This window comes from Pseudomonas sp. S5F11 (assembly GCF_019641515.1).
GTDB lineage: Bacteria > Pseudomonadota > Gammaproteobacteria > Pseudomonadales > Pseudomonadaceae > Aquipseudomonas > Aquipseudomonas rhodesiae.
Map to the genome: position 1 here is coordinate 5,533,112 of NZ_JAIFJZ010000001.1, position 12,162 is coordinate 5,545,273.

Sequence of the window (12,162 nt, forward strand, 5' to 3'; positions counted from 1 at the left end):
TTTAGTTGCCTCCAAAGATACGCTCGAAGAATCCCTTCTTCTTGACATCGAGGAAGCGATGTTCCACGGACTTGCCCAGCAGGCGATCGACCGCATCGCTGTACGCCTGGCCGGCGTCGCTCTGGTCGTCGAGAATCACCGGAACACCCTGGTTGGATGCTTTGAGCACCGCCTGGGATTCTGGAATGACGCCCAGCAGGGTCACGGCCAGGATCTCCTTCACGTCTTCAACGCCGAGCATTTCGCCGTTGCTGACGCGCTCAGGGTTGTAGCGGGTGAGCAGCAAGTGCTCCTTGATCGGGTCCTGTCCTTCTTCGGCGCGCTTGGATTTGCTGGCCAGCAGGCCGAGCATGCGGTCCGAGTCACGTACCGAGGAGACTTCCGGGTTGGTCACGACGATGGCTTCGTCGGCGAAGTACATGGCCAGGTGCGCGCCAGTCTCGATACCCGCTGGGGAATCGCAGACCACGTATTCGAAGGTTTCCTTCAGCTCAGCAAGGACTTTGCCTACGCCTTCTTTGGTCAGGGCGTCTTTGTCGCGGGTCTGGCTGGCGGCCAGTACGTACAGGTTCTCAAGGCGCTTGTCCTTGATCAGGGCCTGTTGCAAGTTGGCTTCGCCGTTGACCACGTTGACGAAGTCGTACACCACGCGGCGTTCGCAGCCCATGATCAGGTCGAGGTTACGCAAACCCACGTCGAAGTCGACGATGACTGTCTTGTGGCCGCGCAGTGCGAGACCGGTACCGATAGCGGCGCTGGTGGTGGTCTTACCCACACCACCCTTGCCGGATGTAACCACGAGAATCTTGGCCAAGGTGTTTCACCCCTAAGGAAAAAGGACTTTTCAGCCCCTGAAAAACATCTCTTGGAACTCGCTGCAGGCGGACAGCTACTGTAGGAAAAAGCTGTGGTTTCCGCGGGGAAACGCCAGCTTTCAGTTATTCCTACACAAGTCTTGCCGGTTTCGCTGTGCTATCAGAGTCTAGAGATGCTTGGAAAATGCGGCAGTATCCGTTAAAGCCGAATGATGTTCAACACATCGCCCGACAGGTTGACCTGAACGGCGGCCCCCCACAGCGGGTCGCGGCGCAAATCCTCGGAAACCTTGTACTGGCCGGCGATGGACACAAGTTCAGCGGTCAATTGCTGGCAAAAAATACGGGCCTTGGTGTCACCCTTGATACCGGCGAGGGCACGTCCGCGCATCGGGCCGTATACATGGATGTTGCCATCGGCCAGAAGTTCCGCGCCGGGACTGACCGAAGAGACCACCACCAGGTCGCCGCCCTGGGCGTAAATCTGCTGCCCGCCGCGTACGGGGGTGGTAATGATCTTTGTAGGCTTTATCGTCGGCTCGGGCGGTTTTTCCGGTTTTTTCTTTACGTCGCCTTCCGTCGGATCCAACGGACGTTCGCGCGCGCCGGACGGCGGCAGTACTGGCAGTTCAATGGCGATGGCGGCGGCAATGTCTTCGATGCGGCTGGCGCGGATGGCCAGGGTTCGCAGGCCATGGGAGCGGCACACGCGCATCAGACCAGGCAGGTCGATGGCGCCCTGGCCGGCGGGCAGTTTGTCCAGAGCCAGCACCAGCGGGGCGTTGTTGAAGAAGTTCGGGGCCAGGGCGACCTTGGCGGCCAATTGGCGGTCCAGGGCATCGAGGTCATTGCGCGCCAGTTCCAGCACGGTGATGGCGAGCATGCTGCCTTTCAACTGGAACACGGGATCTTGGTCTAGCGGTTCGGTTTGGCTCATGGTCGGCAAAAGCGGCTTGTCACGAAAAGTGTCGAGACTTATAACGAGAACACTCACTGGCCGCAAGCCGAGTCGAACCGTTGTAGAATGCGCGGCCCTTGTCTTTACCGGAATCTGTAATGGATCGCCCGCGTTTTCGAGCTGTATTTTTTCACCCGCGATTTTGGCTGTTATGGCTGGGACTCGGCCTCCTATGGCTGGTGACCCAATTGCCGTACCGCGCCCTGCTGACCATCGGTCGGTTGTTGGGCGCGGGCATGTACCGCGTGGCCGGCGAACGCCGCCGCATCGCCGCGCGCAACCTGGAGCTGTGCTTCCCGGAAAAAACCGCCAAGGAACGCAAGCGCCTGCTCAAGGAAAACTTCGCCTCCACCGGCATCGCCTTCTTTGAAATGGCCATGAGCTGGTGGTGGTCGCGTCAGCGCCTGGCGCGGCTGGCCCATGTTGAAGGCCTGGAGCATCTCAAGCAGGCACAGTTGGATGGCAAGGGCGTGATCCTGATGGCCCTGCACTTCACCACTCTGGAAATCGGCGCGGCATTGCTCGGCCAGAAGCACACCATCGACGGCATGTACCGCGAGCACGGCAACCCGTTGTTCGACTATATCCAACGCCGTGGCCGCGAGCGCCATAACCTCGATTCCCTGGCCGTGGAGCGCGAAGACGTGCGCGGCATGCTCAAGCTGCTGCGCGCCGGCCGTGCCATCTGGTACGCACCGGATCAGGACTACGGCGCCAAGCAAAGTATTTTCGTGCCGCTGTTCGGCATCCAGGCCGCCACCGTGACCGCCACCAGCAAGTTCGCTCGCTTGGGCAAGGCGCTGGTGGTGCCGTTCACTCAGGAGCGTTTGGCCGATAGCAGTGGCTATCGCCTGGTGATCCACCCGCCGCTGACCGACTTCCCCGGCGAAAGCGACGAGGTGGACTGCCTGCGCATCAACCAGTGGGTCGAAGCCTCCGTGCGCGAATGCCCCGAGCAATACCTGTGGACCCACCGCCGCTTCAAGAGCCGGCCACCGGGTGAACCCAAGCTGTACGAAAAACGCCGTCGATAAGAACGACCTTCCCCCAATGGAGTGATGCGATGCGCCCAGCTGAACCGGTTACAGGTTTGATTCTTTCCGGCGGCGGGGCGCGAGCGGCGTATCAGGTAGGGGTGTTGGCGGCGATTGCCGAGCTGCTGCCGCCAGGGGCGCCCAACCCGTTTCCGGTGATCGTCGGCACCTCGGCCGGGGCGATCAATGCGGTGAGCCTGGCCAGCGGCGCCATGGATTTTCGCGCGTCCATCGAGCGCCTGACCGCCTTCTGGCAGGGCTTTCGCAGCCACTTGGTGCTGCGCAGCGACTGGCCCGGCGTGGTGCGCCAGGCCGCTCGCTTCCTGATCCACAGCCTGTTGGGCCTGGGCCGCCGGGTGCCGGTGGCGTTGCTCAACAGCTCGCCGCTGCGCGATTTGTTGCAAGACAAACTGCACCTGCAAGGCATCGATGAGGCTATCCGGCAAAACCACCTGCATGCAGTGGCGATCACGGCGTTCGGCTATGAGTCCGGGCAAGCCGTGACGTTCTATCAGGGCGGGCGCGCCATCGACGCCTGGCTGCGCCACCGTCGCATTGGCGTACCGACCCAGCTGACGGTAGAGCACTTGCTGGCTAGCTCGGCGATTCCGCTGCTGTTTGCACCGGTGAAACTCGACCAGGAATATTTCGGCGACGGTGCCGTGCGTCAATCGGCCCCCATCAGCCCGGCCCTGCACCTGGGCGCCAACCGCGTGCTGGTGGTGGGCGTCAGCGGCAACCCGCGAGGCAACGAACCGGCGGTGCAGCGCGCCTTTACCGGGCAGCAACCGACCCTGGCCCAGATCGGTGGGCATATGCTCAACAGCACCTTTATCGACAGCCTGGAAAGCGATATCGAATTGCTGGAACGCCTCAATCAGTTCAGCCATTTGCAGCCGGCCGACAGCGCGGCGCGCGGCCTGGCGCCGGTGGAAGTGCTGGTCATCGCGCCCAGCCAGCCCATCGACGAAATCGCCGCGCGACATCGCCAGGAAATGCCGGCGGCGTTGCGTGTGTTCCTGCGCGGGCCGGGTGCGACCAAGACCAGCGGGGCAGGGGTGCTGAGCTACTTGTTGTTCGAGGCGGGGTACTGCAGCGAATTGATCGAGTTGGGCAGGAAAGATGCGCTGGCCAAGCGTGAAGAGATCACCCGATTCTTGGGTCTGTAGCCGATCTAACGGTGGGAGGGGGCAAGCCCCTCTCACACGCTGACCTGGGGCGTTCGGTCAGAAGTGGTACTTGACCAGGAAGCTCGCCGTGTCCTGAGTCGTCTTGAACGCGCCGGAATCTTCGATGCCGTACTTGTTTTTCCAGTAGTCGTATTCGAAACCGACATACAGCTGTTTCTCGCCCCAGTTCATCGCCTTGCCCAGGTCGTATTTCACTTGCGGGTTGAAGTGCAGGTTGGCGTGGTAGGTGCCGCGGGCGTTCTTGTCGTTGTCCACCACCCAGTCCATAAAGCCATCGATCAGGATGTTCGAGTTGCCCACCGGGATCGTGTACGACCACACCGGGGTGATCTGCCACACGCCGTCGCCGGGGCGATTGCCTTCGGTCTGGCGCTGGTAGAAGTTCAACTGGAAGTAATCGAAACCGGGGATGTTCAAATCGAAGCCTGGGCCGACCAGGTATGACTCGTTGTCGCCTTCGCCGAACTCATACGTCATCGCCAGCAACACGTCTTTGATCGGGCCGAAGGACAAGTCCTGGTCGAGGATCTTACCGAACGACAAGCGCGGGCTGAACTCACCGTAGTAGGTGTTCGGGCCGACGTTGCCGTCTTCCTTGCCGTTATAAAAGATGCGGTCGAGGAAGAAGAAGTTGTCGCCGTACTTCCAGGCGTCGGCATGTTCGAACGTGACCGTTTGCTGGATCTGCGGGTTAACGGTGAAGTTCTTGCCCCACAAGTAGGTCAGGCTGTTGTTCTGCCACTGCAACAAGTCACCGGCCACGGCCTGGCCGCCGGCCAGCAGGGATCCCGCCAGCATCAGGCCTTTGAACATAGGTTTCATTCGGTTGCTCCCGAGTTAAAGTTTTTTTGGTTTTTCTTCTAATGCAGGCGCTCTGATGTGGCGCCTTTGGTTCGCTGTGAATATCGTCTGATCGGTCAGCTTTTATGGGTTTAGCAAGAGCCGCGCCAACGCGTTGAAGAGCAATCGATTCGAGCGGGCGCGGAGAATACTGATAACCCTGCCTGGGCTCAAGCGCGCTGTTACAGGGCGTACAGCGCGATGATGGGGCACGCTCAGGTGTGCGCGTGCTCGACGACCGCCCGCTCGGAACCGCCGAGGATGTTGAACAACACATTCAGCGACAACGCGCTGAGGGTGGCCATGGCGATGCCGCTGTGGGTGATCGGGCTCATCCACAGCGGCAGTTGAGCGAAGAACTCCGGGCGCACCACGGGAATCAGGCCCATGCCGATGCTTACCGCCACCAGCAACTGGTTGCGGCGATCGGCGATGTCGGCCTCCTGCAGAATCTTGATGCCGGTGGCCGCCACCATGCCGAACATGGCAATCGCCGCGCCGCCCAGCACCGCCGGCGGAATCGAGGCCACCAGGTAAGCGGCTTTGGGCAACAGGCTGAGCACGATCAGGAACGCGCCGGCCATGATCGTCACCGAGCGACAGCGCACGCCGGTCATCTGCACCAGGCCGATGTTCTGGGCGAACGAGGAATGGGTGAAGGTGTTGAAGAACCCGGCCACGAACGACGCGCCGGCGTCGCACAGCAGGCCACGACGCAGCATCTTTGGCGTGACCTCGCGGTCGGTGATCTTGCCCAGCGCCAGGAACATCCCGGTGGACTCAACGAAGATGATCACCACCACTAGGCACATCGACAGAATCGGCGCCAACTCAAAGGTGGGCATGCCGAAATGCAGCGGCGTCACCACCTGCACCCACGGCGCCAGGGCCAGGCCGCTAAGGTCGACCATGCCGAGAACGCCGCACAGGGCGTACCCCAGGCCCATGCCGATCAGCACCGAGATGTTGACCCAGAAACCGCGCATAAAACGGTTGATCAGCAGGATGGTGGCCAGCACCAAAGCGGCAATCGTCAGGTAGATCGGTGAGCCGAAGGTGGCCGCCGCGCTGCCGCCACCGGCCCAGTTCACGGCCACGGGGAACAGCGACAGGCCGATGGCAGTGATCACGGTGCCGGTCACCAGCGGTGGGAAAAAGCGCACGACCTTGGACATGAACGGCGCGATCAGCATGCCGAAGAACCCGGCGGCGATGGTGGCGCCGAAGATCCCCTGTAAACCGATACCGGGCATACCGGCCATGGCGACCATGCTGCCAACGGCGGCGAAACTGGCGCCCATCATCACCGGCATGCGGATGCCCAGGGGGCCGATGCCGAACGACTGCACCATGGTGGCGACGCCGGCCACCAGCAGGTCGGCGTTGATCAGGAAGGCGATTTCTTCACGGCTCAGGCCAGCGGCTTGGCCAATGATCAGAGGCACGGCGACGGCGCCGCCGTACATCAACAAGACGTGTTGCAGGCCGACCAGAATCAGTTGCAAGAGGGGTAGCCGCACCATGGCGGGCGCGGCAGGAGTCTGCGGTTCTAACGGGGACATGCAACACCTCGAATCTTTTTTATTTTTGTATTGTGTGGAACGCAATCTCTAAACCACTGCAAGTCATCCGTGGGAGGGGGCTTGCCCCCGATTGCGTTGGTTCAGTCACTGATGTTTTGAATGACATACCGCTATCGGGGGCAAGCCCCCTCGCACATTTTGGAGTTGCACCAGGCTGTTAGTTGGTATGCGCCCCCTGGTTGATCCAGGTGCCGATCAGGTCGCGCTCCTGCTGGGTCATCTGAGTGATGTTGCCCAGCGGCATGATCTGGCTGGCCACAGCCTGGGCCTGGATGCGTGCTGCTTGTTGCTGGATCTGCGCCGGTGTATCGAATATCACGCCGGCCGGCGCGGTGCTGAACAACGGGCTGGTGGGCTTGGCCGAATGGCACACGGCGCAGCGTTCCTGAATCACTCCGTGGACCTTGTCGAAATCAATGGTCGCCTGGGCCGGTGCAGGTGCAGCGGCGGGTTCGGTTGCCGCAGGCGCGGCAGGTTTCAAGCCACCGCCCAATGCGGTTTCCGGCAACGGTTGGTACTCAATGGCCGCCGGCGCCTTGGCAATCGGTTCGGCCGGCTTGGGGCCGGTCACATAAGCCAGGCAGATCATCGCCAGCGCGCCAACCGGCAGGGTCCACGCGTACTTCTGGCTGTTGTGCCGGGTGTTGAAGTAATGCCGCACCAACACCGCCGCCACCGCGATACCGGCCAGGATCAGCCAGTTGTAATGGCTGCCGTAGGTGCTCGGGAAGTGGTTGCTGATCATGATGAACAGCACCGGCAAGGTGAAATAGTTGTTATGACGCGAGCGCAGCAGGCCCTTGGCCGGCAGCGCCGGGTCAGGTGTACGGTTCTCGGCGATGGCCGCCACCAGCGCGCGCTGCGCCGGCATGATGATGCGGAACACGTTGCCCACCATGATGGTGCCGATCACCGCACCTACGTGCAGGTAGGCACCACGCCCGCTGAACACTTGGCTGAAGCCATACGCGGCGGCAATCAACAGTACGAACAGGATGAAACCGAGCAGGGCAGGGCGTTTGCCCAGGGCCGAGTCGCAGAGGAAGGAGTAGATGAACCAGCCGACGAACAGCGAGCCGATGCCCAGCAACACGCCTTGCGGACCACTGAGGCTGCTGCCCGGCGCCAGCAGGTACAAGGTCGGGTTGGAGTAGAACACCACGCACAGCAGCGCGACGCCCGACATCCAAGTGAAATAGGCTTCCCATTTGAACCAGTGCAGGTTGTCCGGCATGGTCGGCGGGGCCAGTTTGTATTTTTCCAGGTGGTAGATGCCGCCACCGTGGATCGCCCACAAGTCGCCGGCCAGGCCGTCCTTTGGGTTGACGCGGTTGAGGTTGTTTTCCAGCCAGACGAAGTAGAACGAAGCGCCGATCCAGGCGACGCCAGTGATCATGTGAACCCAGCGCACGCTCAGGTTCAGCCATTCCAACAGATGTGCTTCCACAGTCTTTACCTCTCGCCTGTCACCCTTGTTGTCGGGTGATCAGACCTTCTCTTATTGGTGGGGGGCGAGGATCAACCGCTCATCCTCTTGGAAAAAATGCTCATCGCAGTTATTGCCTGTGCCACTGCGATCAACCACCAGGAAGTCATCCCGCTTTTCGATCGTCAGCACCGGGTGGTGCCAGACGCCGCGATGGTAATTAATGCCCTGCCTGCCGTTGGTGACGAAGGCGCGGACCAAGCCCGATACAGGTACATCGCCAAGTGGCGCGACCACGATCAGAAAGGGGTTGCCGAGCAGCGGAATGAAAGCCTGGCTGCCCAGCGGGTGTCTCTCCAGCATGCACACGGTCAGCGGCATGTCCTGCGCGTCGGCGCGGAAGATGCTGATGATGGCGTGGTCTTCCGGCTTTGCGGTTTCGACCGTGGCCAATTTGTGAAAGCGCATGGTCGACCCGTTGTTGATCATGAAGTGATCGCTGCCGTCGGTTTCGATAACGTCTCCGAAAGGGGCGAAGGCTTCTTTGGTCAGGGGTTCGATCACTAGTGTGCGCATGGCTGTCTTCTTATCCGAGTTCTGTGTTGTCTGGTCTATTGCAATCGCGGGCAAGCCCGCTCCCACATTTGGAATGCATTCCCCTGTGGGAGCGGGCTTGCCCGCGATTAGGTTCACCGCTTATTTAGCGACCTTGCCCAGCACGCGCAGGCGGCTTACACCACCGTCCGGGAATACGTTCAGGCGGATATGGGTAATCGGCCCCAGCGCCTTGATTTGCTCGGCGAAGGTGTGTTCGGCGTGCATTTCCAGCTTCTGCGCCGGCAGCAATTCGCGCCAGAACAGCGACTGGGTTTCGATCTGGCTGTCGGTGCCGCCTTTTACGAAAGCACCTTGGATCGAGCAGGTATCCGGGTAGTTGCCCTTGAAGTGCAGGGTGTCGACGATGATCTTCTCGATCTCTCCCGGATGGCCCAGGGCGACGATCACCCAGTCATTGCCTGGCGTGCGGCGACGCGCGGTTTCCCAGCCGTCGCCCATGTTGATGCCACGGCCTGGGTTAAGGATGTTGCTCATGCGGCCGAAGTGTTCGTCGGAGCACGCCAGGGCGCGGCCGCCGTTGAGCGCCGCGGCCAGGTCGACCTGTTCGTTGTCGCCCACCGCCGACCAATCGCGGAACGGCACGCCGTACACACGCAGACGCGCCACGCCGCCATCCGGGTAGATGTTGAAACGCAGGTGGCTGAACGCCTGGTCGTTGTTGATCTCATGGTAGTGGTGGCTGTTGCCCTGCAGCTCGACGGCCGACAGCACTTCGGTCCACTGAGTATTTTCGTCCGGCTCGCCCGAGGCCAGGAAGCAGGCTTCCAGGGAGGCCGACGGCGGGTAGTTGCCGGTGAAGAATGAAGTGTCGATGTCCACGCCTTTGATCGAACCCGGCACGCCCAGGCGGATTACCGCGCTGTCGTAGCCTTCGAAGCGCTTGCGGCGCGACTCCCAGCCGTCCATCCACTTGCCGTTGTCATCGAACACGCCCTCCTTCCACACGGCCGGGGTCGGCTGGAACAGGCGGTTGGCGTCGGCGAACCAGTCATCGGTCACGGAGATGATCTTGGTGCCCAAGCGGGCGTCGGCCAGGTTGACGAACTTTTCGAAAGGTACGGGTTGCGCTTTCATTCTTCTTGTCTGCCTTAGATAGAGTGGCTGGGGATGGTGTTTAGAGGGTCAGTAAACGGAACAACGCGATCTTGTTGATCTCGTCCAGCGCGCACTTGAACTCGGCGTCCGCCGAGTTGTGAATGCGCGTTTCGAACGCGGCGAGTATCTGATGCCGGTTGCTGCCTTTTACCGCCATGATGAAGGGAAACTTGAACTTGGCTTTGTAGGCTTCGTTCAGCTCGGTGAAGCGAGAAAACTCTTCGGCCGTGCATTGGTGAATACCGGCGCCGGCCTGTTCGTTAGTGCTGGCTTCGGTCAGTTGGCCCTGGACGGCGGCTTTGCCGGCCAGGTCCGGGTGAGCGTTGATCAGCGCCAGTTGACTGGCGTGATCAGCGCTCAACAGGATATCGCTCATGCGCTGGTGCAGGGTTTCGATCTGATCGATCGACGCGTCCTGGCCCAGGTCGAAGGCCTTTTCGGCCACCCATGGCGAATGTTCATAGATATCGGCAAAGGCGCGGACGAAGGCGTCACGGCTCAAGGTCGAGGGTTGCAGGGTTTGGAACGCAGTCATTTCGCCGCTCCCTTGTACGGGTGGGTGGCTTGCCAGTGACGGGCGATGTCGACGCGGCGAGTGAACCACACCTGTTCGTGGCTTTTGGCGTATTCGATAAAGCGTTTGAGCGAGGCCAGGCGCGCCGGGCGACCGATCAGGCGGCAATGCAGGCCGATGGAGAGCATTTTCGGTGCCTCGGCGCCTTCGGCGTAAAGCACGTCGAACGCATCCTTGAGGTACTCGAAGAAGTCATCGCCTTTGTTGAAGCCCTGCACCTGGGTGAAGCGCATATCGTTGGTGTCCAGGGTGTAGGGGATCACCAGGTGCGGCTTGCCGGTGGGGGTGTTGGGTTCCCAGTAGGGCAGGTCGTCGTCGTAGGTGTCGCAGTCGTAGAGAAACCCGCCTTCCTCCATCACCAGCCGCCGCGTGTTGGGGCCGGTGCGCCCGGTGTACCAGCCCAGCGGGCGTTCGCCGGTCAGCTCGGTGAGGATGCGGATGGCTTCGAGCATATGCTCGCGTTCCTGGGCCTCGTCCATGTATTGGTAGTCGATCCAGCGGTAACCGTGGCTGCAGATCTCGTGGCCGGCGGCGACCATGGCGCGGATCACGTCCGGGTGACGCTGGGCGGCCATGGCTACGGCGAAGATGGTCAGCGGGATATCGAATGCTTTGAACAACTTAAGGATGCGCCACACGCCGGCACGGCTGCCGTATTCGTACAGCGACTCCATGCTCATATTGCGTTCGCCTTGCAGCGGCTGGGCCGAGACCATTTCCGAAAGGAACGCCTCCGACTCTTTATCGCCGTGCAAGATGTTGCGTTCACCGCCTTCTTCGTAGTTGAGTACGAACGACAAGGCAATGCGCGCCTTGCCTGGCCAGTGGGGGTGAGGAGGGTTACTGCCGTAACCGATCAGGTCGCGTGGGTAGTCAGCGCTCACTGCAGTCTTCCTTCTTGTGCGTGGTAACAAGTGCGTGGCGGCCAGCGGAAAGACTGGGTGGCGTCACAGCGATGGACTGATTGTATACAACTTGCTGGTCACTTTGTAAGCCTGTATTTCCGCATTTTTTCCAAGCCATCTGCACGGCTTAACCCTGCAAGAAACTTGCCCGGTTGGTCAGTAAATGTATAGCAGTCCTTTTAACCGCAAGGTTTACCGAGGATTCACCAGCGCGAAAAGCGCTGCGGAGCGTGCTGAAAATTTTGTGGTTTTTATTGTGTACAATTTTTATCAAAAGTGTCTTAATCAGCCATCGCCGTCTTTTTCTCGCCCTGAAAAGGTGCGGCCTTTCTCACTCGACTGAACGGAGCCCCGATCCATGGGACGACTGACCACACACGTACTCGACGCGGCCCACGGCTGCCCCGGCAGCGCAATCAAGGTTGAACTGTACCGCGTCGAAGGCACGCAGCTGGAACTGGTGGCCAGCGCTGTGACCAACAGCGACGGTCGTTGCGACACGCCATTGCTGCAAGGCGACGACTATCGCAGCGGCGTCTACCAGGTGCAGTTCAGCGCCGGTGACTACTACCGCGCCCGCGGCGTACAACTGCCGGAGCCGGCCTTTCTGGACGTGGTGGTGCTGCGCTTCGGCATCAGCGCCGAACAGGATCACTACCATGTGCCCTTACTGATTTCGCCTTACAGCTACTCCACTTATCGCGGTAGCTGAGTCGTCCCCGCGCTTCACACCCCCAAAGCTCTTCGTTGGTTTTTCGCCCGCTCACACTGCGGGCTTTTTTTTGCTCGGGCGGCGTTCAATTATCTAGCGCCTGCGCGAGCTTGGCCCTGCCTAGGCTAGGTGTTTTCCTCGACGAAGATACCGCCGTGACCTCACTTAACGACGACCCTACCGCGTTGCCTGCCGAGGCGGACGACCCGGCCCGCGCCGCCCACGAAGCGCGCCAGGCCCTGCGCGCCCAGCTGACCCAGCGGATCAACAGCAGCCCCCATCCCAGCCGTCTGATCAACCAGCTGGCGACGGCCGATCTGCGCTGCGCCGACGCGGCACGCCGCGTGTCAGGCCTGATTGCGCGCGCGCCCAAGGTGCTGCGAGTGATTCGCGCCGCCCTGCGCTAGGCCTT

13 protein-coding genes are annotated in these 12,162 nt (G+C 61.1%); 4 read left to right on the forward strand and 9 right to left on the reverse strand.

Annotated features, from left to right (window positions below; genetic code table 11):
- Nucleotide 1: 1 nt before the first annotated feature.
- Entirely contained in the window at nucleotides 2-814 is an 813-nt protein-coding gene (minD, locus tag K1567_RS25110; protein WP_034099397.1) for a septum site-determining protein MinD, read from the reverse strand.
- Nucleotides 815-1,014: 200 nt separating this feature from the next.
- Nucleotides 1,015-1,752, reverse strand: coding sequence for a septum site-determining protein MinC (gene minC / locus K1567_RS25115; RefSeq protein WP_034099395.1), 738 nt, complete (start codon nucleotides 1,750-1,752; stop codon nucleotides 1,015-1,017).
- Nucleotides 1,753-1,871: 119 nt separating this feature from the next.
- On the opposite strand from minC, the gene K1567_RS25120 reads away from it, so the two are divergent.
- Nucleotides 1,872-2,807, forward strand: a complete 936-nt coding sequence (locus K1567_RS25120; protein ID WP_220698959.1) for a lipid A biosynthesis lauroyl acyltransferase — start codon at nucleotides 1,872-1,874, stop codon at nucleotides 2,805-2,807.
- A 29-nt stretch (nucleotides 2,808-2,836) separates the two neighbouring features.
- Nucleotides 2,837-3,976, forward strand: a complete 1,140-nt coding sequence (locus K1567_RS25125; protein ID WP_034114686.1) for a patatin-like phospholipase family protein — start codon at nucleotides 2,837-2,839, stop codon at nucleotides 3,974-3,976.
- Between the two features lie 57 nt (nucleotides 3,977-4,033).
- On the opposite strand, the gene K1567_RS25130 is transcribed toward K1567_RS25125, so the two are convergent.
- From K1567_RS25130 to puuE, 7 genes are all read right to left on the reverse strand, one after another.
- A complete protein-coding gene (locus tag K1567_RS25130; protein WP_034099390.1) occupies nucleotides 4,034-4,819 on the reverse strand; it encodes an outer membrane protein OmpK in 786 nt (261 codons plus the stop codon).
- A gap of 233 nt (nucleotides 4,820-5,052) precedes the next feature.
- Nucleotides 5,053-6,399 (reverse strand): nucleobase:cation symporter-2 family protein, encoded by a 1,347-nt coding sequence (locus K1567_RS25135; protein ID WP_034099388.1) that lies wholly within the window; start codon nucleotides 6,397-6,399, stop codon nucleotides 5,053-5,055.
- Between the two features lie 178 nt (nucleotides 6,400-6,577).
- The gene (locus tag K1567_RS25140) at nucleotides 6,578-7,867 is read right to left on the reverse strand and encodes a urate hydroxylase PuuD (protein WP_034114680.1); all 1,290 of its coding nucleotides are present in this window, start codon (nucleotides 7,865-7,867) and stop codon (nucleotides 6,578-6,580) included.
- A gap of 51 nt (nucleotides 7,868-7,918) precedes the next feature.
- Nucleotides 7,919-8,422 carry an ureidoglycolate lyase gene (locus K1567_RS25145; RefSeq protein WP_034099384.1) on the reverse strand — a complete coding sequence of 168 codons (504 nt, stop codon included), beginning with the start codon at nucleotides 8,420-8,422 and terminating at the stop codon, nucleotides 7,919-7,921.
- Nucleotides 8,423-8,542: 120 nt separating this feature from the next.
- The gene (alc, locus tag K1567_RS25150) at nucleotides 8,543-9,538 is read right to left on the reverse strand and encodes an allantoicase (RefSeq protein ID WP_034114678.1); all 996 of its coding nucleotides are present in this window, start codon (nucleotides 9,536-9,538) and stop codon (nucleotides 8,543-8,545) included.
- 40 nt (nucleotides 9,539-9,578) lie between these two features.
- Nucleotides 9,579-10,094, reverse strand: a complete 516-nt coding sequence (uraD, locus tag K1567_RS25155; protein WP_034099380.1) for a 2-oxo-4-hydroxy-4-carboxy-5-ureidoimidazoline decarboxylase — start codon at nucleotides 10,092-10,094, stop codon at nucleotides 9,579-9,581.
- Entirely contained in the window at nucleotides 10,091-11,017 is a 927-nt protein-coding gene (gene puuE / locus K1567_RS25160) for an allantoinase PuuE (RefSeq protein WP_034099379.1), read from the reverse strand. Before puuE ends, uraD begins: the two co-directional genes overlap by 4 nt.
- 379 nt (nucleotides 11,018-11,396) lie before the next feature.
- Here puuE and uraH point away from each other — a divergent pair, with 379 nt between their 5' ends.
- Both uraH and K1567_RS27680 read left to right on the forward strand, forming a co-directional pair.
- Complete coding sequence (gene uraH / locus K1567_RS25165; protein WP_034114675.1) at nucleotides 11,397-11,750, forward strand: hydroxyisourate hydrolase; 354 nt, start codon at nucleotides 11,397-11,399, stop codon at nucleotides 11,748-11,750.
- A gap of 155 nt (nucleotides 11,751-11,905) precedes the next feature.
- Nucleotides 11,906-12,157, forward strand: coding sequence for a hypothetical protein (locus tag K1567_RS27680; protein WP_259445025.1), 252 nt, complete (start codon nucleotides 11,906-11,908; stop codon nucleotides 12,155-12,157).
- Nucleotides 12,158-12,162 lie beyond the last annotated feature (5 nt).

Bases quoted from the DNA above. Each gene is read 5' to 3' on its own strand.
- alc (WP_034114678.1), bottom strand. From the start codon at position 9,538: ATGAAAGCGCAACCCGTACCTTTCGAAAAGTTCGTCAACCTGGCCGAC.
- uraD (WP_034099380.1), bottom strand. From the start codon at position 10,094: ATGACTGCGTTCCAAACCCTGCAACCCTCGACCTTGAGCCGTGACGCC.
- K1567_RS25120 (WP_220698959.1), top strand. From the start codon at position 1,872: ATGGATCGCCCGCGTTTTCGAGCTGTATTTTTTCACCCGCGATTTTGG.
- K1567_RS25125 (WP_034114686.1), top strand. From the start codon at position 2,837: ATGCGCCCAGCTGAACCGGTTACAGGTTTGATTCTTTCCGGCGGCGGG.
- K1567_RS25145 (WP_034099384.1), bottom strand. From the start codon at position 8,422: ATGCGCACACTAGTGATCGAACCCCTGACCAAAGAAGCCTTCGCCCCT.
- uraH (WP_034114675.1), top strand. From the start codon at position 11,397: ATGGGACGACTGACCACACACGTACTCGACGCGGCCCACGGCTGCCCC.
- K1567_RS25130 (WP_034099390.1), bottom strand. From the start codon at position 4,819: ATGAAACCTATGTTCAAAGGCCTGATGCTGGCGGGATCCCTGCTGGCC.
- minC (WP_034099395.1), bottom strand. From the start codon at position 1,752: ATGAGCCAAACCGAACCGCTAGACCAAGATCCCGTGTTCCAGTTGAAA.
- K1567_RS25135 (WP_034099388.1), bottom strand. From the start codon at position 6,399: ATGTCCCCGTTAGAACCGCAGACTCCTGCCGCGCCCGCCATGGTGCGG.